A 20,116-nucleotide genomic window follows, 5' to 3' on the forward strand; every position below is an offset into this window, starting at 1 on the left:
AGGTCTACAGGCCTAGGGCCGGAAATTCGTCAAAGTGTCAGGGTTGCGCGGTTGCGCAAGCATGTTTGTGTTTCAGGGCGCGACAAGACATTGCGCACAACCGCAACGGTATCATCGTCAATTCCTACGATTGAGGCTTTTGCCAGTTCGCGGACTTCTACGGCCTGTGCATTGTCAATAACGCAGCCGGTGAAGGCCTCGATCAGCGGCTTTGGCACCTGCGGGAAATTGATTGCGATCGTTTCAGTCACGGCAGAGGTGGCAGCCTTGCGCCCCGTCCGGTCTGCCGCGTTCTGCACATCGGTGCATGCACCCAGTGCAAGAATGCTGGTAAGGATAACGGCTCGGATCATGCTCTGGCCTCTCTTGGTGGTAGTTTCAGGTGCAGTTTCGCAGTCTCTGCCAAAGTGGCAAGCCGTTCTGCATCGTGTTCGAAATGCGCGACAATACGTTCCATGAACGGCAGGTCATGGGCGGCGATCCAGAGCAAAAGCTGGTATTCAGGATCGTCCGCCATGGCCGCATCGCGGTCCACGGTATTCAGGTCTTCGACATCCGTGGCCTTTTTCTGGAAGGACGAACCACCACCATAACGCTGAACCTTGCCACGGCTCAAATCGCGTTGCGGCAGGCCCAGCTTTTCCAGAACACTGGCGCGGTAGGCTTCGGATGTCATCCATGTGTCGTAACAAATAGCGGTAATGCCTTTGCCAACCGCGACCCGATCCAAACCCTGCACGTAAGTGGCAAAAGCCAATGTCATAATCCGCATACGGTCGGTTGCACCAAAGCCCGCGTTCTTTTTGATCTTGGCCAGCAACGACGCGGACCAGTTCAGAAAGCTGCGATAAATGATGATCTGCTGGCTGAACTGCCCTTGGGCCATACCGTGGCTTGCCTTTTGCAGCTGACCTGCCGATTGCGGCATACGGTCTTCATAAGACACCACAACCATGGGCGTCTTGCCCGCTTGCTCAATCCGCTTGGCATTCGGGATGTCCTTGTGCGGCATCACCTGATGCGCGGGATCATAGATATCAAGCGAGCCGTAGGCATTCTGCGGGTTCTTGCCAAACTTACAGTTGTTAAAGAACACGCCTCCGGTAGCCGCCTCAGGCGCATTGCGCATGATCCAGTCAATGATGGCGTGGTTTCCAGAGCGGCGCATGCCAAACACCTGAAACGCACAGACGGGAGAGAACCCCGCCTGTGGCCATGTGTTTTGCGTTTGCACCGCTGCGGTCACTTTTAATAAACCCGTGCCTTTGGCGCGATTTTCTTGAGGTCGATCCCACCGTCTTCCTGCTTGCTCAACGGGTCAAGGTGAACGGGACGGAAATCAAGTGCAGCCGCATCACCGTCGAAACGGATCAGGCTGTGCTTACGCCAGTTTTTATCGTCGCGATCAGGGTAATCCTCGTGCGCATGTGCGCCACGGCTTTCTTTGCGCGCAGCAGCGGCTGTGATTGTGGCAACTGCGTTTGGCATCAGGTTGGTAAGCTCGAGCGTTTCCATCAGATCAGAGTTCCACACCAGCGACGTATCGGTGACTTTGAGGTCCGCCATTTTCGCAGCAACACCTTTCATCTTCTCTTCGCCTTCGGCCAGCGTTTTATCGGTACGGAATACCGCCGCATCTGCCTGCATGTTTTGCTGCATCTCCAGGCGCAGTTCAGCCGTTGGCGTGCCGCCCTTAGCATAACGAAGACCGTCAAAGCGGGCGAATGCTGCCTCGACTGACGCTTTGTTTGGCGTAGGGACAGCCGATTTAGGATCAACGATCTCAGCGGCACGAATGGCAGCAGCGCGGCCGAATACCACAAGGTCGATGAGAGAGTTGGAGCCAAGACGGTTCGCACCGTGAACAGACGCACAGCCTGCTTCGCCCACAGCCATCAGACCGGGGGAAACTGCGTCAGGATTGTCAGCAGTCGGGTTCAGAACCTCACCCCAATAGTTGGTTGGGATACCGCCCATATTGTAGTGCACGGTGGGCAAAACCGGGATCGGTTCTTTGGTCAGGTCAACACCCGCAAAGATGCGCGCAGATTCAGAGATGCCCGGCAGGCGCAGGTCCAATGTTTCTGGCGGCAGGTGGTTGAGGTGCAGGTGGATGTGATCCCCCTTCTCGCCCACGCCGCGGCCTTCGCGGATTTCCATCGTCATACAACGCGAGACAACATCGCGGGACGCGAGGTCTTTGTAAGTTGGCGCATAACGTTCCATGAAACGTTCGCCTTCGGAGTTGGTCAGATACCCGCCTTCACCGCGTGCGCCTTCTGTGATCAGGCAGCCCGCGCCGTAGATACCGGTTGGGTGGAACTGGACGAATTCCATATCCTGCAACGGCAGACCCTGACGGGCCACCATACCACCACCATCACCTGTGCAGGTGTGGGCAGATGTCGCGCTAAAGTAGGCACGGCCATAGCCGCCTGTCGCCAGCACAACCATCTTGGCGCTGAACAGGTGCATTGTGCCATCATCAAGCTTCCAGCAGAGAACACCTTGGCAGACGCCATCATCGGACATCACCAGATCAATGGCGAAGTATTCGATATAAAACTCTGCGTTATGCTTCAGCGATTGACCGTAAAGCGTGTGCAGGATTGCGTGACCCGTCCGGTCTGCCGCGGCGCAGGTACGCTGCACGGGGGGGCCTTCACCAAATTCTGTTGTGTGGCCGCCAAATGGACGTTGATAGATTTTGCCTTCTTCGGTGCGCGAAAACGGCACGCCGTAATGCTCAAGCTCATAAACTGCTTTGGGAGCTTCACGGGCGAGGTACTCCATCGCATCCGTATCGCCCAACCAGTCAGATCCCTTTACAGTGTCATACATGTGCCACTGCCAATTATCGGGGCCCATGTTGCTGAGCGAGGCCGCGATGCCGCCCTGCGCCGCAACCGTGTGCGACCGTGTCGGGAATACTTTGGAGATACATGCCGTGCGCAGCCCCTGCTCCGCCATGCCAAGTGTGGCGCGCAATCCGGCACCACCCGCCCCTACAACGACAACGTCATATTCGTGGGTTTCATATTCGTAAGCAGCCATTTCGTGCCCTCTTCAAGCTTGGGGTCTGCCCGTCATACCGGTCCCGACCCTGTCTGTATCTGCAGCGCGTCACGCGCCTGACCTTGCGGTATTCCCTAATGACGGAGCAATCCGCCTCTTTTCTCAAAACTAGCACGGGTGGCAGGAGCGCAAAGGCCTGTTTGCCAGCCGTTTTGTCGCAGGACGCTTAAAGCGCCAGTCGCGCAATTGCGAAAATGCCAACCGCGGCAGCGCCATAACTGATGCAGGTCATCACAACGATCGCAATCTTCTGCGCAAGGCCGTGAACGTAATCCTCAATCAGCGTCTGCACCCCGTCGTTGAAGTGCTTGAACGTGACCGCGATGGTCAGCGCCGCAATGATCGCTGGGAACGGGCGTGAATAATAGGCAACGATTTCTTCGTATGTCCCGCCCAGCGCCGAGCCGAACGTGAATACGAAAAACGGCAGCAGGATCAGCAGCGCTACCGAGCTGATGGTCATGGACCAGTGATGTGCCGTTCCCGACTTGGCAGAGCCAAGACCTGTGGCGCGCTTGCGGTCTGTTAAATAGGCCATGATGCTCTCCTTATACCACGATGACTGTGATCAACGTCAGCAGCACCGAGCCACCAATGCATGCCCAGCCCAGTTTCTCGGCCGTAGGAATGTCCATCATCACAGCGTTGTCCCAGATCAGGTGCCGTACACCGGCAAGCGTGTGATACCACAGCCCCAACACAGAGAAGAACATGATCAGGTCGCCAAACCAGCTGGTCAGGAACCCGTTTACCAAATCAAAATATGCAGCCCCGCTGGCGGCCGCGAGAAACCACCAAACAATCAGCAGTGCCGTGATCAGCATTGCGTTTCCGGTGATCCGCGTCAGAATCGATGTCATGGATGTCAGCTGTGGGCGGTAGATCGTCAAGTGAGGCGAGAGAGGGCGGTTACCCCGGTTCACATCGGCCATATCAGGCTCCTTTGTGGCTACTTGCCATTAGTACTAGCGTTTTTTTCGGCGCTGTCACGTGTGCAAGCAGGGTAATGCCGCCTTCATGTACGTAAATTTCCATAAAACTACCTCAGCACGGTATTTTTGTGATCACAGCAATATTTTTGTGATCACGGGCGTCGATACTGATTGGGTTCAGGGGCTAGGATGGTGCTAAAACCGATTGCCTCAACACAATCAGCCCTGAAACAGAAAAAGGCGCGCCAGTCGTGGCGCGCCTTTCAAAAGCAGTCTGTTTAAAGATCAGGCCAGAGAACCGTCGATGCCTTTGCACGCATCAACAAGGCCTTTGACCGCGTTGACGGAGTTGTCAAACATCGCCTGCTCATCTTTATTCATGGAAATTTCCACGACCTTCTCAACACCACCGGCGCCGATTACTGTCGGAACGCCAACGTAAAAACCGTTCAGGCCATAAGCGCCATCAACATAGGCGGCACAAGGCAGAACGCGCTTTTGGTCCTTGAGGTAGGCTTCGGCCATCTCGATCGCGGATGTCGCAGGCGCGTAGAAGGCAGAACCCGTTTTCAGCAGGCCAACAATCTCTGCACCGCCATCGCGGGTACGCTGAACGATGGCGTCCAGTTTCTCTTGTGTGGTCCAGCCCATCTTCACCATGTCAGGAAGAGGAATACCTGCAACCGTGGAATAACGCGTCAGCGGCACCATTGTATCGCCGTGGCCGCCCAGAACGAATGCTGTCACGTCGCGCATGGATACGCTGAACTCTTCCGCAAGGAAGTGACGGAAGCGTGCCGAATCAAGAACGCCAGCCATGCCGCAGACTTTTTCGTGTGGCAGGCCAGAGAATTCGCGCAGCGCCCAGACCATCGCATCCAGCGGGTTGGTGATGCAAATAACGAAAGCGTCTGGCGCGTGCTTCGCAATGCCTTCGCCAACGGACTTCATAACTTTGAGGTTGATGCCCAGCAGGTCATCACGGCTCATGCCGGGTTTGCGCGCGACGCCAGCGGTCACGATGCATACGTCTGCGCCAGCAATATCTGCATAATCCGATGTGCCGGACATGGCCGCATCAAAACCCTCGGACGGGCCGGATTCAGCGATATCGAGCGCCTTGCCCTGAGGCAGGCCATCAGCGATGTCGAACATCACCACGTCACCCAGTTCTTTAACAGCTGCGAGGTGGGCCAGCGTGCCACCGATATTACCCGCGCCGATCAGCGCAATTTTAGCTCGTGCCATGTTGGAGTACTCCATGAGGTTTGCGTTGGGAGGGGGGATAAACCCATCGGCTTCCGCGCGCAAGACGACTGATAGAGGGCCATGCAGACGCAAAAAAGGGCCGCCCCTGTGGGCGACCCTTCCGTTTGATAACCAAAATCAGATTTTAGTCAGCATATTCTGGAAGATTTTCCAGTGCTTCTTCTGTGCTGTCTACGTAGATGCGGAATTCGTCACCGCTTTCGTTACGTACAACCTGCAGTTCTTCGAAGGACAGCTTGACGGTGCGCTCACCCATGCCCAGGAAACCGCCGATGTCGGCCAGCACGTGTGTGATCTTGCCGCTGTCGTCAAGAATGAGGGTCTCTACTTCGCCGACGTCTTCGTCGTTAACCCCGTACAGACGTGCACCTTCCATCTTGTCGGCAGTCAGCGTGGCATAGTCTGCATCGACATAGCCGTCACGCTCAACCGCTGGACGCATCAGCATCTCGCGATCTTTGTCTGAATCTACCGCTGCTTCAGCTTCGGCTTCGGTGTTTTCAGCTGCGGCTTCTGCGTCAGCTTCCATCTCTTCGTCCATGTCGCGATCAAATTCGGGTGCCGCTTCGAGCTCTTCGCGGGTCGTGTTCACAACAAGGAAACGGTCATCGCTGTCGCCATCTTCGCGCAGAACCTTGATTGCGTCCATCGATACAGAGACGTCACGTTCGCCTATGCCGAGGAAACCACCGATGCCCAGGATTACTGCAGTCACATTGCCGTCGGCGTCGACGATCAGGTCGTTGATCTCACCGATATCATCCCATTCGGTTTCAGCACCGTCTGCGATTGGTTGCGTTTCGTCCATGTCCTTTTCGACTTTGTAGATACGCATGCCAATCAGGTCGGATGCGAAAAAGTCGGACTGTGACGCCTCTACGGAACCGAAGGCACCTTTGGCCATGGAAGTGCTGTGGGACTCGGCCAAAGCCGCGCCGGACATGGAAAGTACGATGGCTGTCGTTGCAAGAATACGTTTCATTTCGATTTCTCCTAGCTATTTGTTAAAGCTTAACTTCTTCTGCCTACTCAACTCACCGTTGTCGAAATTGGTTCCAGCATTGTTCACAATTTTCTTTGGTTCTTTTTGCGGATGATGTTTAGGGCCTGCCAGATGAATCGCATTGATGATCCGCGTCCTGCAAAGCCATCAACCTTCCTGCATTTTTCTTGGTGGCAAAGGTCCGTGATTGGTGATGGCACACGCGTCTTCCAGAATACGGCACCCATGCACCAAACCCGCCTGACTGTTGCAGCGGCCCCAAGCGGCCGACATGCCAGAGGTCCGGCACGGCATGTCGCAAGAGCATCAAATCAGCAGTTGGAGCTGTCGCCGCTTGGTGTCAAACACGGACGCACGGGAGCCAATTCAAGAGGCGCATATGCTCGAACTTAATTTATGGTTTTTCGCGGTTGCCGGACCGGCGGTTTTGTTTGCAGGCATCTCTAAGGGTGGCTTCGGATCAGGTGCAGCCTTCGCCTCTGCTTCGGTTCTGGCTCTGGTCGTCGATCCTGGATGGGCGCTTGGCGTTATGTTGCCGCTGCTGATGCTGATCGATTTGGCATCGCTGAAACCCTACTGGGGACGCTGGCATCTGCGAGAGGCGCTTCTGGTTATTGCAGGCGCATTGCCCGGTGTGGCGCTGGGCGCTGCGCTCTACCATGTTGCATCTCCGGATTTCTTGCGACTGCTTATTGGCTTGGTGTCCGTGGGATTCGTTGCTTGGCAAATCAGCTTGAAGCGAGGCTGGTTGCGGATCGGCGGAAAACCGATGCCAGACGGAGCCGGTCTATTGGCAGGGATTGCCGTTGGTTTCACAAGCTTCGTTAGCCACGCAGGCGGCCCGCCCGCCGCTGTGTTTTTGCTCTCACGCAATCTTGGCAAGACGGGTTATCAGGCGACCTCTGTCCTGATCTTCTGGGCTGTGAATATCGCCAAATTTATTCCCTACGCATTTTTGGGCATGTTTACCTTGGAAACCGCGACGGCCAATTTGGTCCTTTCGCCGTTCGCCCTGGCTGGTGCGTGGATTGGCGTGCGCGCGCACCGGGCCGTACCGGAACGCGCTTTTTTCGCCCTTACCTATGTATTGTTGACCGTTACAGGCGTTAAATTGATCTGGGATGGCTTAACCTGAGATTACGCGTCACTGCCTTTCGCGGGCAGCGCCTCTGCCACCTGCTCAAAGGACTGACCAGACGCCACAAGGCAGCTTACACCACTTGGCATGGTGACAAGGATCGTCCAGCTTCCTGTGTCGTCGCTCGCAAATACCTCGACCATGGCATTGTTTGAGCCGATACCCACAGATTGCCGCGTTTCGCCGTATCCCTCGGCGAGCCGCTGCACAACTGCGTCACGGGGCCCGCAATTTGCGCGTGATTGCGCATAAGCCGCTGAGGTTGAAATAATATACAGCGTCGCTGCAGCTGTCAGCGCAGCAAGGTGAAGAATCTTTGCAGTCCGTGTCATAGCAGTGCCCTTCCAGTGATGGGGAAGCGTGAAAGCAAGCGACAGCCCCCCGGTTGATCCGTTCCGTTGCACATTATTCATCTCATGCCGGACGGCCCCGATGGCGGCCCTTACGATGCTTTGGCAACACACCAAACCTGCCCCGCCTAGATTGAAAACAAGGTTAACACCGCGTCCGCACACCGTTGCACAACGGTTTCTTGCTGCGGTGCGGCACGTTTGGGCTTGAAGTTTATCGCCAAAAATGCCCCTCTGCGCGCAACATTATTACGTCACACACCTCCAAGGAGCCCGTCATGCCTTCAATTTCCCGTCCCCTGCGTTCCGTGCTGTATATCCCCGGCTCCAAGCCGCGCGCGCTGGACAAAGCACGCGGCCTACCAGCCGATGCCATTATCTTTGATCTCGAAGATGCTGTGATCCCCGAAGAGAAGGTAGCGGCCCGCGCGACTTTGGCCGAAGCGCTGGCAACAGGCGGCTATGGCAGCCGTATGAAGATCATCCGCATCAACGGGCTGGACACCGAATGGGGCGCCGATGACGCCAAGGCCGCTGCTGAAATGGGTGCTGATGCGATTCTGCTGCCCAAGGTGAATACCCCTGCTGATCTGGACGCACTTGCAGCCATTACCGGTGATGTCCCTCTTTGGGCGATGATGGAAACGCCTATTGGCATGTTGGGCGCCGCTGCAATTGCCGCTCATCCCAAGCTGCAAGGCATGGTGATGGGCACCAATGATCTGGCAAAAGATCTACAAACCCGCTTTCGCGCAGATCGCCTGCCGCTGTTGACGGGTCTTGGACTGTGCGTGCTGGCTGGCAAAGCGCATGGCGTGGCGCTGATTGACGGCGTTTATAACGCTTTTAAGGATGACGACGGGCTGCGCGTTGAATGTGATCAGGGCCGCGATATGGGTTTTGACGGCAAAACGCTAATCCACCCTGCTCAACTGGATGTGGCGAATGACGCATTCTCTCCTTCTGATGCGGAGGTAGAGTTGGCGCAGCGCCAGATCGCCGCATTCGAGGAATGCGAGGCCACCGGACAGGGTGTTGCAGTAGTTGACGGTAAGATCGTCGAGAATCTACATGTTGCTACTGCACGCGAAACACTGGCAAAGGTTGAGGCCATAGCAGCCCTCAACGCGGAGTAACTACTCATGACCCTTTTGATCCTTGGACTGATCCTGTGGAGTGGTTCACACTACTTCAAACGCCTGATGCCAGCCCAGCGCAGCGCGATGGGAGAACGCGGCAAAGGGGTCGTGACTTTGGGTATCGTTGCGGGGCTGATCCTGATGATTATCGGTTACCGGATGGCCGCGTTCATTCCGGTCTGGAACCCGCCTGCGTTTTTCACAGGCATCAATAATCTTAGTATGTTGCTGGCCTTTTGGGTCTTCGGGTCTAGCGCTGCAAAGGGCGCCAAAGCATGGCCTGCCTACAAATTGCGCCACCCGCAGTTAACCGCGGTCAAGATCTGGGCCGCCGCGCACCTGCTGGTGAATGGGGATCTTGCATCGATCATCCTTTTTGGCGGCATGCTGGCTTGGGCTGTAGGCTCAGTCATCATGATCAATCGCGCAGAGCCTGACTGGACCGCACCTGCCCCTGCGGGTCGCGCGACCTATATCCGCCTTGCTGTAATTTCGCTGGTCCTTTTCAGCATCACGGTCGGCATCCACATCGCCCTTGGCGTCAATCCATTCTCCTGAACGTAACGGAGCACTCATGAAACTCTATCGTTTCCTGTCGGAGGAAGACACCTCCGCCTTTTGCCACAAAGTCACCGACGCTCTGAATAAGGGATGGGAGCTTTATGGCTCTCCGACCCAGACATGGGACCATGCCGCAGGCGTAATGCGCTGCGGCCAGTCTGTCGTCAAAGAAGTCGAAGGAACATACACCCCCGAGACAAAGCTGGGAGCGCACTGAAATGGCCACCAAAACGAACGCAGGCAACTTCTTTGAGGATTACAGCGTAGGGCAGATCCTTACCCATGCGGTGCCACGCACCGTAAAGATGGGTGAACGGGCGCTGTATCACGCGCTCTACCCTGCACGCCATGCACTCTATTCTTCCGACCAATTTGCGCAGGACTGCGGCCTACCCTTTAGCCCACTGGATGATATGATCGCCTTCCATGTGGTGTTCGGCAAAACCGTGCCGGACGTTTCATTGAACGCGGTGGCCAATCTGGGCTATGCGCAGGGGCGTTGGCTGCTGCCTGTCTGGCCCGGTGACACATTGCGCAGCCAATCCGAAGTGATCGGCTTGAAGCAGAACTCGAACGGCAAAACCGGTGTGGTTTACGTACGCACCACCGGCCTGAACCAACATGACGAGGCGGTCCTTGAATATGTCCGCTGGGTCATGGTGCGCAAACGAGATGTGGATGCACCTGCGCCGGACACTGTTGTTCCTGATCTGCCCAAAGCGATTGACCCTGCAGATTTGGTGATCCCGAAGGGCCTCGACTTTACCGGCTACAACTTCGATCTGGCAGGTGAGCCGCACCGCTGGGGCGATTATGCAATTGGCGAAAAGATCGACCATGTGGATGGTGTTACGATCGAAGAAGCCGAGCATATGATGGCCACGCGCCTTTGGCAAAACACGGCCAAGGTGCACTTTGATACCTCTGCCCGTCCAGATGGCAGCCGCCTGATTTACGGCGGCCATGTGATTTCTATGGCTCGGGCGCTTTCGTTTAATGGTCTGGCAAATGCACAGATGGTTGTCGGCCTGAACGGCGGCGCCCACGCGAACCCCTGTCTTGCGGGCGATACCATCCGTGCATGGACCGAGGTGTTGGATAAGGCGGAGACAGCAGCACCGGGCGTGGGCGCAATCCGCCTTCGCCTTGTGGCAACGAAAGGCGGCCAGCCGTTTGAATTGCGCGGCGAGGATGGAAAGTACCTTCCGTCGGTATTGCTGGATCTCGACTACTGGGCGTTGATCCCCACTTAAGACTCCTGTTTACCCTCTCCGCCGGAAGCACGATTTCAGCGGGGAGGGTCACATTTCCATGGATTGCAGTGGCCCGAATCCCGCAATCACACCAGCGAACATCTGGCGCGAAGAGCGGTCAAATTTACTTTTCCGGTGAATTTGAGACATATTCGCAAAATCTATACCCTCCGCCAACGCGTTTTCTTTCTATACCAGACTGATTCTCCATCTCACGACCAAATTTGTGATCACAGGTTTTTGACGTGTGATCACAAATGTCGCTTTTTGGTAGATTTAACATTCCACCTGCGAAATGCTGTTCAGGAAAAGTTACGTATATCGCGTATACATCGCTTAATCAGAACCAAAGACGGGACCGTCTCTTATGAACATCCATGAATACCAGGCCAAAGCCCTCCTGCGCAGCTACGGGGCACCAGTCTCCGACGGGCGCGTTGTCCTTAAAGCTGAAGATGCAAAAAACGCCGCTGGCGAACTTGATGGCCCGCTGTGGGTAGTCAAGGCACAGATCCACGCTGGCGGACGCGGCAAAGGTAAATTCAAGGAAGCAGACGCAGGCGAAGCCGGCGGTGTGCGCCTGACAAAATCCGTGGCCGAAGCTGCCGAGGAAGCGAAGAAGATGCTGGGCCGCACATTGGTCACGCATCAGACTGGCCCTGCCGGCAAACAAGTCAATCGTATCTACATCGAAGACGGCTCCGGCATCGAGACCGAGCTTTACCTCGCGCTGCTGGTTGACCGCGAAACATCGCGCGTTGGCTTTGTCTGCTCCACTGAGGGCGGCATGGACATCGAAGAGGTTGCCGAAAACACACCTGAAAAGATCATCAACTTTTCGGTTGATCCTGCGACAGGCTTCCAAGCGTTCCACGGTCGCCGCGTTGCATTCGCGTTGGGTCTGGAAGGCAAGGCAGTCAAACAATGCGTTGGACTGATGGGCCTGCTCTATAAAGCATTCGTTGAAAAAGACATGGAAATGCTTGAGATCAACCCGCTGATCGTCACCGACAGCGGCGATCTGAAGGTGCTTGACGCAAAGGTATCATTTGACGGCAATGCGATGTATCGCCAGCCCGACATTGCAGAACTGCGCGACACCACCGAAGAAGACCCAAAAGAGCTTGAGGCCTCAAAATATGACCTCAACTACATCGCGCTGGATGGCGAAATTGGCTGCATGGTGAACGGTGCGGGCCTTGCCATGGCGACGATGGACATCATCAAGCTTTACGGTGCCGAGCCAGCCAACTTCCTTGATGTGGGTGGCGGCGCAACAAAAGAGAAAGTGACCGAAGCGTTCAAGATCATCACTTCGGACCCACAGGTTAAAGGTATCCTCGTGAACATCTTCGGTGGCATCATGCGCTGTGACGTCATCGCAGAAGGTGTTGTGGCTGCGGTTAAAGAGGTCGGCCTGAAAGTTCCACTGGTTGTGCGCCTTGAAGGTACCAATGTTGAAGAAGGTAAAGCCATCATCAACAATTCCGGCCTTGATGTGATCGCAGCGGATAACCTGAAAGACGGCGCACAGAAGATCGTGAAAGCGGTCAAAGGCTGATTGTCATGTTGTCGGCTCGCATATCTGACGCGGCAAAGCTGGACATCCCTTCGGGGATGGCCAGTGCGCCTTTTTTGAAAGGCATTCTGAAATGAATGTTGCGGCAGATCATAGCAAGTCTGGCAGTTGGCTCGTTGCTGGCGGTGTCATTTCTATCATTGTGATGGCATTGGCGGTATTGCTGATGGCGGTCGAGCTTCAGAACAACCTCATCAAGGAAGGCGATTTCTTCGAAGTCCTTGCTGTTGTCGGGTATGGTTTGTGCATGGCCGCAATGCTCGTCTTTTGGGGCCCAATGTCGTTGCGCTCTCATTGGTACTTCTACGTTGTCATGGCGCTCTGCGCTGCCCGTGAGCTCGACTTGGACAAGAAGCCGTTTACCGAGGGTTTGTTAAAAGCACGCCAATACACCGGCGACACGGTTTCAACGCCTGAATTCATGATCTCATTGGCCTTGCTAATTGCAATCGTAACCACCTGCCTGGCTCTAATCAGATTTGAAACCGCAGCGTTTATACGTGGAATAGCGGCGCGTCGTTCAGCAAGCATTGCAGTTCTTGCGGGTTTGGTTTTTGCCGTTCTAAGCAAGACGATCGACGGGCTTGACCGCAAACTTGAGCCATTTGGCGTCTCCTTTTCCAGTGCGACGAACCAGACCTTCTCTGTTCTCGAGGAAGTCGGTGAAATGGGTATCCCCCTGATGTTTGGCATCGCGATTTATCTAAGCAGTTCAGCGGGGCGCAGAGCATGAATCTCACCTTCGTCCCTCGCCTCCTCACCGCGCCGCAACCGGCGCACACACATACGAATAACGAAAGAAAGCAAATATAATGGCCGTACTTGTCGACGAAAACACCAAAGTCATCTGCCAAGGCCTTACAGGTTCGCAGGGTACATTCCACACCGAACAGGCGATTGCTTACGGTACCAAAATGGTTGGCGGCGTAACACCCGGCAAAGGCGGCCAGACGCATCTGGACCTGCCCGTGTTCAACTCGGTCCACGAAGCACGCCACGTGACCGAAGCCAACGCGACAGTGATCTACGTGCCACCGCCCTTCGCAGCGGATTCCATTCTGGAAGCCATCGACGCCGAAATGGAACTGATTGTCTGCATCACCGAAGGTATTCCTGTTCTGGACATGATGCGCGTCCAGCGCGCGTTGGACGGCTCCAAATCCCGTCTGATCGGCCCCAACTGCCCGGGCGTTATCACACCTGATGCCTGCAAAATCGGCATTATGCCCGGCCACATCCACATGCGCGGCTCGTGCGGTGTTGTTTCCCGCTCCGGCACACTGACCTATGAGGCGGTCAAGCAGACCACTGATCTGGGTCTGGGCCAGTCCTCTGCTGTTGGTATCGGTGGAGACCCGATCAAAGGGTCCGAGCATATCGACATCCTCGAAATGTTCCTTGCAGATCCGGAAACAACATCGATCATCATGATCGGTGAAATCGGTGGTACAGCCGAAGAAGAAGCCGCACAGTTCCTCGCCGATGAGCGCCGCGCAGGCCGTTGGAAGCCAACAGCCGGTTTCATCGCAGGCCGCACAGCCCCTCCCGGCCGCCGCATGGGCCACGCAGGCGCGATTGTTGCAGGCGGCAAAGGCGACGCAGAGTCCAAGATCAACGCCATGCGCGAAGCGGGTATCGTCGTGGCCGATAGCCCTGCAACTTTGGGCGAAGCCGTCCAAGAAGCGACCAATAAAGGCTAAATGATTGGGACCTACAGAGGCCATAAAGACAGGGTTCAGGAAATCCGTTCAGTATTCAGGTCGCGCAAAACGGCCTGAATACTGGTGGTTCCTGCCTGTCGGCCTCGCCGTCCCCCTCAGTTGGCTGTGGCTTTCATCACCATCTGTCTTGAATACATCACTGCTGCTGCGCTTGGTGGGGTTTGTCGCATTTCTCAGCCCGCTGGTTGCGGTTTCAACACGCAGACTACGAGACAGCGGCGCAAAGGTATCAGGCCTTACGGTTCCAGTTACTTCTTTAATTGGTTTGTGCGTGTCTTTGTATCTGCTGACATCTCTAAACAGTTGGGCAAACAACCAATGGTCACAGGGTGCAGATGGTCCTGCCGGTTTCACCGTCATGATCCTTTTTTGGCTTGGCGCAATACCCCTATTGCTTTTCAGCCTTCGCAATCTCGTTCTGGGCCTAATGACAGGCTCCGCCCTCTTCTCACAAATGGCTGTGCCTTCTGCCCAGCAGCAATCACCGAACCGATGAGGTCTTCCAAATGACTGACCACCCTGCCAACGACCAATTCCATGCCTCCTCTTTCATGCAAGGCCACAACGCCGAGTATCTGGAGCAGATGTACGCCCGCTATGCCAACGACCCTTCGGCAGTTGATGAAAGCTGGCAAGCGTTCTTCGAAGCGCTTGGTGATGCTGAACAGGATGTGAAGGCTGAGGCGTCAGGCCCCTCTTGGGCGCGCAGCGACTGGCCACCAATGCCCGGCGATGACCTGACCGCAGCGCTGACCGGCGAATGGCCCGTTGAGGCAAAGGCAGCCGGTGGCAAGATTGCCGAAAAGGCTGCCGCCAAAGGCGTTGAAATCACAGATGATCAGATCCAGCGCGCTGTGCTGGATTCCATCCGTGCGTTGATGATCATCCGCGCTTTCCGCATCCGTGGTCACCTTGTTGCCGATCTTGATCCGCTGGGCATGCGTGATCAAACTCCGCATCCTGAGCTGGAACCGAAATCATACGGTTTTTCCGAAGCCGACATGGATCGCCCGATCTTTATCGACAACGTGCTGGGTTTGCAGATTGCGACCATGCGCCAGATCACGGACATCCTGAAAGCCACTTATTGCGGCACCTTTGCGCTGCAATACATGCACATCTCCAACCCGGAAGAAGCGGCATGGCTCAAGGAGCGTATCGAAGGTTACGGCAAGGAAATTGCTTTCACCAAACAGGGCCGCAAGGCGATCCTGAACAAGCTGGTCGAAGCCGAAGGTTTCGAAAAATTCCTGCACGTTAAGTACATGGGCACCAAGCGGTTCGGCCTTGATGGGGGCGAAAGCTTGATCCCAGCGATGGAACAGATCATCAAGCGAGGCGGCAATCTGGGTGTCCGCGATATCGTGATCGGGATGCCGCACCGCGGACGTCTGTCCGTGCTGGCCAACGTCATGCAGAAACCTTACCGCGCCATTTTCAACGAATTTCAGGGCGGCAGCTTCAAACCCGAAGACGTGGATGGCTCCGGCGATGTGAAGTACCACCTTGGCGCTTCCTCTGACCGTGAGTTTGACGGCAACACAGTACACCTGTCCCTAACGGCCAACCCCTCCCACCTTGAGGCGGTGAACCCTGTTGTGATCGGCAAGGTCCGCGCGAAACAGGACCAATTGGGCGATAAGGACCGCACTGCCGTCATGCCTATTCTGCTGCACGGCGATGCCGCATTTGCGGGTCAGGGCGTTGTGGCCGAGTGTTTTGCGCTGTCCGGCCTGCGCGGCCACCGTACCGGCGGAACCATGCACATCGTGGTGAACAACCAGATCGGCTTTACCACTGCGCCGCATTTCTCGCGTTCTTCGCCCTATCCCACCGACAACGCTCTGGTGGTTGAAGCACCTATTTTTCACGTCAATGGTGACGATCCAGAGGCGGTTGTGCACGCTGCCCGCGTGGCGACAGAGTTCCGTCAGAAGTTCCACAAAGACGTGGTGATCGACATGATCTGCTACCGTCGCTTTGGCCATAACGAGGGGGATGAACCGATGTTCACCAACCCCGTTATGTACAAAAAAATCAAAAAACAGAAAACCACTCTCACCCTCTATACAGAGCGTCTGGTAAAAGATGGCCTCATCCCCGAGGGCGAGATCGAGGATATGAAGGCGCAATTCCAAGCAAAGTTGAACGAAGAGTTCGAGGCTGGCAAAGAATATCGCCCCAACAAGGCTGACTGGCTGGATGGCAAATGGTCCAACCTGGAAAAAGCCAAGGAAAAGAAATACCAGCGCGGCAAAACCGCGATTGAAGCCAAGACCCTGGCAGAAGTGGGCAAGGCGATCAGCACCGTGCCGGAGGACTATCCGGTACACAAAACCATCGATCGCCTGATGGAAGCCAAGGCTAAGATGCTTGATACCGGCGAAGGTTTTGACTGGGCCACTGCAGAGGCGCTCGCCTTTGGTTCCCTGCTCACCGAAGGGTACAAGGTACGTCTTGCGGGACAGGACAGTGCGCGCGGGACATTCTCGCAACGTCACTCCGCGCTGATCAATCAGGAGACGGAAGAACGCTACTATCCGCTTAACAATATCCGCAAAGGTCAGGCCGACTACGAAGTCATCGACTCTATGCTGTCAGAATATGCAGTGCTGGGTTTTGAATATGGCTATTCGCTGGCCGAACCGAACGCACTGACGCTGTGGGAAGCGCAATTTGGTGATTTCGCCAACGGCGCGCAGATCATGTTTGACCAGTTCATCAGTTCTGGTGAAAGCAAATGGCTGCGCATGTCCGGTCTGGTTTGCCTGATGCCACACGGATACGAGGGCCAAGGCCCCGAACACTCCTCCGCGCGTCTGGAACGCTTCCTGACAATGTGTGGCGGCGACAACTGGATCGTGGCGAACTGTACGACACCGGCCAACTACTTCCATATCCTGCGCCGCCAGTTGCACCGCAGCTATCGCAAGCCGTTGATGCTGATGACGCCAAAGTCGCTGCTGCGCCACAAGCTGGCCGTCAGCAAAGCAGAAGAATTCACCACAGGCAGCAGCTTTCACCGCGTACTGTGGGATGATGCACAGCAAGGCAATTCAGACACAGAACTGGTGGCGGACGAAAAGATCAAGCGCGTCGTGATGTGCTCGGGTAAAGTCTATTATGACCTGCTTGAAGAGCGTGACGCGCGTGGCATCAAGGATGTTTACATCCTGCGTTTTGAACAGTTCTACCCCTTCCCCGCACAATCCGCGGTCAAGGAGCTGGAGCGCTTCAAGAATGCTGAAATGGTCTGGTGTCAGGAAGAACCAAAGAACCAAGGCGCTTGGACATTTATCGAGCCGAACCTCGAATGGGTTCTGGGTCGTATCAAGGCCAAACACAAGCGCCCCGATTATGCCGGCCGCGCCACGGCGGCATCGCCTGCCACAGGCCTTGCCTCACAACACAAAGCACAACAAACAGCGCTCGTGAACGATGCGCTGACAGTCAAAGGATCGTAAACCATGTCAAGCGAAGTCCGCGTGCCCACACTGGGCGAATCCGTTACTGAAGCAACCGTGGCTACATGGTTCAAAAAGGCCGGTGATACCGTCGCCGTTGACGAAATGCTCTGCGAGCTGGAGACCGACAAGGTCACCGTCGAGGTTCCCAGCCCGGTGGCAGGCACACTCAGCGAAATCGTCGCCGCCGAAGGCGAGACCGTTGGTGTCGATGCATTGCTGGCGATGGTTTCCGAAGGTGATGCAGGCACGGCCGATGCGCCGAAAGCCAAAGAGGCGTCCAAGCAGGATACCAATGAAGAAAAAGCACCGGCAGCCTCCGAAGGCGGTGCACCAGTTGATGTCATGGTACCAACTTTGGGTGAATCTGTGACCGAAGCCACCGTAAGTACGTGGTTCAAACAGGTCGGCGATACGGTCGCACAGGATGAAATGCTTTGCGAGCTTGAGACTGACAAAGTCTCTGTCGAAGTTCCAAGCCCGGCAGCAGGCGTTCTGACAGAAATTATTGCTGCCGAAGGCACAACTGTTGACGCCAAGGCAAAGCTGGCAGTTATCGCTTCGGGTGCAGGTGCTGCAGCCGCCGCACCAGCCTCCGAAGAAGCACCAGCGCCGGCAGCGCAAAAGGCAACGTCTACCGGTAAGGATGTTGAAGACGCTCCATCCGCCAAAAAGGCGATGGCCGAAGCGGGGCTGAACCGTGATCAGGTCACTGGAACAGGCCGTGATGGCCGTGTGATGAAAGACGATGTGGCAAAGGCACTTGCTGCTGGAACATCAGCGGCACCCGCCGCAGCACCAAGTGCGCCGCGCGCGCCTGTCAGCGCCGATGATGCGAGCCGTGAAGAGCGCGTGAAGATGACGCGCCTGCGCCAGACCATCGCGCGCCGCCTCAAGGAGAGCCAGAATACTGCCGCCATGCTTACCACCTACAACGAGGTCGACATGACCGAGGTGATGGCCCTGCGCAACGAGTACAAAGACCTCTTCCTCAAAAAGCACGGCGTGAAACTGGGCTTTATGTCCTTCTTCACCAAGGCCTGCGTGCACGCCCTGAACGAAGTGCCAGAGGTCAACGCCGAGATCGACGGAACGGACGTGGTCTACAAAAACTTTGTGCACATGGGCATCGCCGCTGGCACGCCCACGGGCCTTGTGGTGCCTGTCATCCGTGACGCGGATTCCATGTCCTTCGCGGGCATTGAAAAAGCGATTGCTGAAAAAGGCGCGCGCGCCCGTGATGGCAAGCTGAGCATGGCCGAAATGCAAGGCGGCACTTTCACCATCTCCAACGGTGGTGTCTACGGCTCGCTGATGTCCTCGCCCATCCTGAACCCACCGCAGTCCGGTATTCTGGGCATGCACAAAATTCAGGACCGCCCGATGGCGATCAACGGTGAGGTTGTTATCCGTCCGATGATGTACCTTGCACTCAGCTACGATCACCGCATCGTGGACGGCAAAGGCGCCGTTACGTTCCTTGTTCGCGTAAAAGAAGCGCTGGAAGATCCACGCCGCCTGTTGATGGATCTTTGATCGAAACTCCTGAAATGAGCCAGCCCCTTAACTTGGCGAAGGTTGAGGGGCTGTCACAAGCTTCTGGAACTCACGACTTTGACACGCCCAACGAAGCGTAAGAACCTCAGTAAAACTATCGTAGAAGCAGAAAAAAATATCCGGCGATCATTGCGGAAACATAGAGAACTCGACAGGAGAGAGAAACGCGGCTTTTCGGATTGGTTGAACAACCCGACGAAAAGAGATTTTTGGAGCGAGTTACTGAGTTCTTTTTTCCTGCTTATGTTTGCAAGTCTCGCCTACATTTATGACTGGCAAACAAGAGGTCATGGGGCAATGATACTTTTAAGCTTACTGGGCTTCCTGCTTACCGCAGTACGCCTTTTTCAATTCTGGCGAAAAGGTGAATGGCACGAGCCATAAGGAGAGACGATGACCATGCAGATGATATGCCACTACGAAGTCACCGATTTTGCCACATGGCAAACTGCCTTTAGCGCCGATGACGAAGCACGCCGCGATGCGGGTCTTGGCGTTCTGCAAATCTGGCGCGATGCCGACAGCACAACACATGCTTTCGTCCTGCTGTCCGTCAACGACCGCCCCCGTGCCGAACAATGGATCACCCGGTCGAACGCGCTCAGCTCGGACGATGCTTCTACCGTTACCCATGCCAGCCATTTCTTTATTGAGACCGCGTGATGAGCATAGAGTTAACCGCCCTCACCCTTGCCGGTCTTTTGCAGGTCATACAGTTCGGTCTGTACGCTGTACCCGCCAACTTGGAGCTGGGCAGCGGATACACCATGTCGGCACGTGACCGTGAACCGAGCAGGGAAATGACACCGAAAACCGCCCGTCTTGGCCGCGCTTTTGACAACCACTTTGAGGGGTTGATCCTGTTCGCAATTGCCGTCGGAGTAATCCAGATGTCCGGTCAGAACACCGGCTTTACTGCCGGGTGTGCCGTTGTCTATCTGGCTGCACGCGTCGCTTACATTCCAGCCTATGCATTGGGGTGGAAGCCGTGGCGCTCACTGATCTGGTCTGCTGGCTTTCTGGCGACGCTCGCCATGTTGATGGCAGCCCTCGTATAACTTTTCACGGTATGGCC

General features: G+C 55.8%; 21 protein-coding genes. 13 read left to right on the forward strand and 8 right to left on the reverse strand.

The features are described from left to right. Window positions 1-29: 29 nt before the first annotated feature. The 7 genes from K3757_RS14305 to K3757_RS14335 all read right to left on the reverse strand — a co-directional run bounded on the left by K3757_RS14305 (window position 30) and on the right by K3757_RS14335 (window position 6,258). A complete protein-coding gene (locus tag K3757_RS14305) occupies window positions 30-353 on the reverse strand; it encodes a hypothetical protein (protein WP_259996459.1) in 324 nt (107 codons plus the stop codon). Beyond that, complete coding sequence (locus K3757_RS14310) at window positions 350-1,168, reverse strand: hypothetical protein (RefSeq protein WP_259996461.1); 819 nt, start codon at window positions 1,166-1,168, stop codon at window positions 350-352. Before K3757_RS14310 ends, K3757_RS14305 begins: the two co-directional genes overlap by 4 nt. A gap of 80 nt (window positions 1,169-1,248) precedes the next feature. Beyond that, window positions 1,249-3,054 (reverse strand): succinate dehydrogenase flavoprotein subunit, encoded by a 1,806-nt coding sequence (gene sdhA / locus K3757_RS14315; RefSeq protein ID WP_259996463.1) that lies wholly within the window; start codon window positions 3,052-3,054, stop codon window positions 1,249-1,251. Window positions 3,055-3,241: 187 nt separating this feature from the next. Continuing rightward, window positions 3,242-3,613: a succinate dehydrogenase, hydrophobic membrane anchor protein gene (sdhD, locus tag K3757_RS14320; RefSeq protein WP_259996464.1), complete on the reverse strand. Its 372-nt coding sequence runs from the start codon at window positions 3,611-3,613 to the stop codon at window positions 3,242-3,244. A gap of 10 nt (window positions 3,614-3,623) precedes the next feature. Beyond that, entirely contained in the window at window positions 3,624-4,007 is a 384-nt protein-coding gene (sdhC, locus tag K3757_RS14325; protein ID WP_259996465.1) for a succinate dehydrogenase, cytochrome b556 subunit, read from the reverse strand. Between the two features lie 285 nt (window positions 4,008-4,292). Beyond that, window positions 4,293-5,255: a malate dehydrogenase gene (mdh, locus tag K3757_RS14330; RefSeq protein ID WP_259996466.1), complete on the reverse strand. Its 963-nt coding sequence runs from the start codon at window positions 5,253-5,255 to the stop codon at window positions 4,293-4,295. Window positions 5,256-5,400: 145 nt separating this feature from the next. Then, window positions 5,401-6,258, reverse strand: a complete 858-nt coding sequence (locus K3757_RS14335; RefSeq protein WP_259996467.1) for a PRC-barrel domain-containing protein — start codon at window positions 6,256-6,258, stop codon at window positions 5,401-5,403. 400 nt (window positions 6,259-6,658) lie between these two features. Between K3757_RS14335 and K3757_RS14340 the strand changes: the two genes are divergently transcribed. Next, a complete protein-coding gene (locus tag K3757_RS14340; RefSeq protein ID WP_259996468.1) occupies window positions 6,659-7,414 on the forward strand; it encodes a sulfite exporter TauE/SafE family protein in 756 nt (251 codons plus the stop codon). A 2-nt stretch (window positions 7,415-7,416) separates the two neighbouring features. On the opposite strand, the gene K3757_RS14345 is transcribed toward K3757_RS14340, so the two are convergent. Beyond that, window positions 7,417-7,749 (reverse strand): hypothetical protein, encoded by a 333-nt coding sequence (locus tag K3757_RS14345; RefSeq protein ID WP_259996469.1) that lies wholly within the window; start codon window positions 7,747-7,749, stop codon window positions 7,417-7,419. A gap of 296 nt (window positions 7,750-8,045) precedes the next feature. On the opposite strand from K3757_RS14345, the gene K3757_RS14350 reads away from it, so the two are divergent. From K3757_RS14350 to K3757_RS14400, 12 genes are all read left to right on the forward strand, one after another. Beyond that, entirely contained in the window at window positions 8,046-8,903 is an 858-nt protein-coding gene (locus tag K3757_RS14350; RefSeq protein WP_259996470.1) for a CoA ester lyase, read from the forward strand. Window positions 8,904-8,909: 6 nt separating this feature from the next. After that, the gene (locus tag K3757_RS14355; RefSeq protein WP_259996471.1) at window positions 8,910-9,464 is read left to right on the forward strand and encodes an NnrU family protein; all 555 of its coding nucleotides are present in this window, start codon (window positions 8,910-8,912) and stop codon (window positions 9,462-9,464) included. Window positions 9,465-9,480: 16 nt separating this feature from the next. Next, window positions 9,481-9,684 (forward strand): DUF1737 domain-containing protein, encoded by a 204-nt coding sequence (locus K3757_RS14360; protein WP_259996472.1) that lies wholly within the window; start codon window positions 9,481-9,483, stop codon window positions 9,682-9,684. A 1-nt stretch (window position 9,685) separates the two neighbouring features. After that, entirely contained in the window at window positions 9,686-10,720 is a 1,035-nt protein-coding gene (locus K3757_RS14365; RefSeq protein WP_259996475.1) for a MaoC family dehydratase, read from the forward strand. A gap of 367 nt (window positions 10,721-11,087) precedes the next feature. Further along, window positions 11,088-12,281: an ADP-forming succinate--CoA ligase subunit beta gene (gene sucC / locus K3757_RS14370; protein ID WP_259996477.1), complete on the forward strand. Its 1,194-nt coding sequence runs from the start codon at window positions 11,088-11,090 to the stop codon at window positions 12,279-12,281. Between the two features lie 91 nt (window positions 12,282-12,372). Next, window positions 12,373-13,032 carry a hypothetical protein gene (locus K3757_RS14375; protein WP_259996479.1) on the forward strand — a complete coding sequence of 220 codons (660 nt, stop codon included), beginning with the start codon at window positions 12,373-12,375 and terminating at the stop codon, window positions 13,030-13,032. 79 nt (window positions 13,033-13,111) lie between these two features. Continuing rightward, a complete protein-coding gene (sucD, locus tag K3757_RS14380; protein ID WP_259996481.1) occupies window positions 13,112-13,999 on the forward strand; it encodes a succinate--CoA ligase subunit alpha in 888 nt (295 codons plus the stop codon). Between the two features lie 4 nt (window positions 14,000-14,003). After that, window positions 14,004-14,516: a DUF805 domain-containing protein gene (locus tag K3757_RS19135; protein WP_409202546.1), complete on the forward strand. Its 513-nt coding sequence runs from the start codon at window positions 14,004-14,006 to the stop codon at window positions 14,514-14,516. Window positions 14,517-14,526: 10 nt separating this feature from the next. Then, window positions 14,527-17,484 (forward strand): 2-oxoglutarate dehydrogenase E1 component, encoded by a 2,958-nt coding sequence (locus K3757_RS14385; protein ID WP_259996483.1) that lies wholly within the window; start codon window positions 14,527-14,529, stop codon window positions 17,482-17,484. Window positions 17,485-17,487: 3 nt separating this feature from the next. Beyond that, window positions 17,488-19,020, forward strand: coding sequence for a 2-oxoglutarate dehydrogenase complex dihydrolipoyllysine-residue succinyltransferase (gene odhB, locus K3757_RS14390; protein WP_259996485.1), 1,533 nt, complete (start codon window positions 17,488-17,490; stop codon window positions 19,018-19,020). 414 nt (window positions 19,021-19,434) lie between these two features. Then, entirely contained in the window at window positions 19,435-19,704 is a 270-nt protein-coding gene (locus tag K3757_RS14395) for a hypothetical protein (RefSeq protein ID WP_259996487.1), read from the forward strand. Beyond that, the gene (locus K3757_RS14400) at window positions 19,704-20,099 is read left to right on the forward strand and encodes an MAPEG family protein (protein WP_259996495.1); all 396 of its coding nucleotides are present in this window, start codon (window positions 19,704-19,706) and stop codon (window positions 20,097-20,099) included. The genes K3757_RS14395 and K3757_RS14400 overlap by 1 nt, the downstream gene beginning before the upstream one ends. Window positions 20,100-20,116 lie beyond the last annotated feature (17 nt).

The sequence above is a fragment of the Sulfitobacter sp. S223 genome, assembly GCF_025143825.1.
Taxonomy (GTDB): domain Bacteria; phylum Pseudomonadota; class Alphaproteobacteria; order Rhodobacterales; family Rhodobacteraceae; genus Sulfitobacter.

Coding starts and splice junctions, on each gene's coding strand:
- K3757_RS14375 (WP_259996479.1), top strand. CDS start 12,373: ATGAATGTTGCGGCAGATCATAGCAAGTCTGGCAGTTGGCTCGTTGCT.
- K3757_RS14310 (WP_259996461.1), bottom strand. CDS start 1,168: ATGCGCCGCTCTGGAAACCACGCCATCATTGACTGGATCATGCGCAAT.
- K3757_RS14340 (WP_259996468.1), top strand. CDS start 6,659: ATGCTCGAACTTAATTTATGGTTTTTCGCGGTTGCCGGACCGGCGGTT.
- sdhA (WP_259996463.1), bottom strand. CDS start 3,054: ATGGCTGCTTACGAATATGAAACCCACGAATATGACGTTGTCGTTGTA.
- K3757_RS14385 (WP_259996483.1), top strand. CDS start 14,527: ATGACTGACCACCCTGCCAACGACCAATTCCATGCCTCCTCTTTCATG.
- K3757_RS14395 (WP_259996487.1), top strand. CDS start 19,435: ATGACCATGCAGATGATATGCCACTACGAAGTCACCGATTTTGCCACA.
- mdh (WP_259996466.1), bottom strand. CDS start 5,255: ATGGCACGAGCTAAAATTGCGCTGATCGGCGCGGGTAATATCGGTGGC.
- K3757_RS14350 (WP_259996470.1), top strand. CDS start 8,046: ATGCCTTCAATTTCCCGTCCCCTGCGTTCCGTGCTGTATATCCCCGGC.
- odhB (WP_259996485.1), top strand. CDS start 17,488: ATGTCAAGCGAAGTCCGCGTGCCCACACTGGGCGAATCCGTTACTGAA.
- K3757_RS14335 (WP_259996467.1), bottom strand. CDS start 6,258: ATGAAACGTATTCTTGCAACGACAGCCATCGTACTTTCCATGTCCGGC.
- K3757_RS14400 (WP_259996495.1), top strand. CDS start 19,704: ATGAGCATAGAGTTAACCGCCCTCACCCTTGCCGGTCTTTTGCAGGTC.
- K3757_RS14355 (WP_259996471.1), top strand. CDS start 8,910: ATGACCCTTTTGATCCTTGGACTGATCCTGTGGAGTGGTTCACACTAC.
- sucD (WP_259996481.1), top strand. CDS start 13,112: ATGGCCGTACTTGTCGACGAAAACACCAAAGTCATCTGCCAAGGCCTT.
- K3757_RS14345 (WP_259996469.1), bottom strand. CDS start 7,749: ATGACACGGACTGCAAAGATTCTTCACCTTGCTGCGCTGACAGCTGCA.
- K3757_RS14360 (WP_259996472.1), top strand. CDS start 9,481: ATGAAACTCTATCGTTTCCTGTCGGAGGAAGACACCTCCGCCTTTTGC.
- K3757_RS14305 (WP_259996459.1), bottom strand. CDS start 353: ATGATCCGAGCCGTTATCCTTACCAGCATTCTTGCACTGGGTGCATGC.
- sdhD (WP_259996464.1), bottom strand. CDS start 3,613: ATGGCCTATTTAACAGACCGCAAGCGCGCCACAGGTCTTGGCTCTGCC.
- sucC (WP_259996477.1), top strand. CDS start 11,088: ATGAACATCCATGAATACCAGGCCAAAGCCCTCCTGCGCAGCTACGGG.
- K3757_RS14365 (WP_259996475.1), top strand. CDS start 9,686: ATGGCCACCAAAACGAACGCAGGCAACTTCTTTGAGGATTACAGCGTA.
- sdhC (WP_259996465.1), bottom strand. CDS start 4,007: ATGGCCGATGTGAACCGGGGTAACCGCCCTCTCTCGCCTCACTTGACG.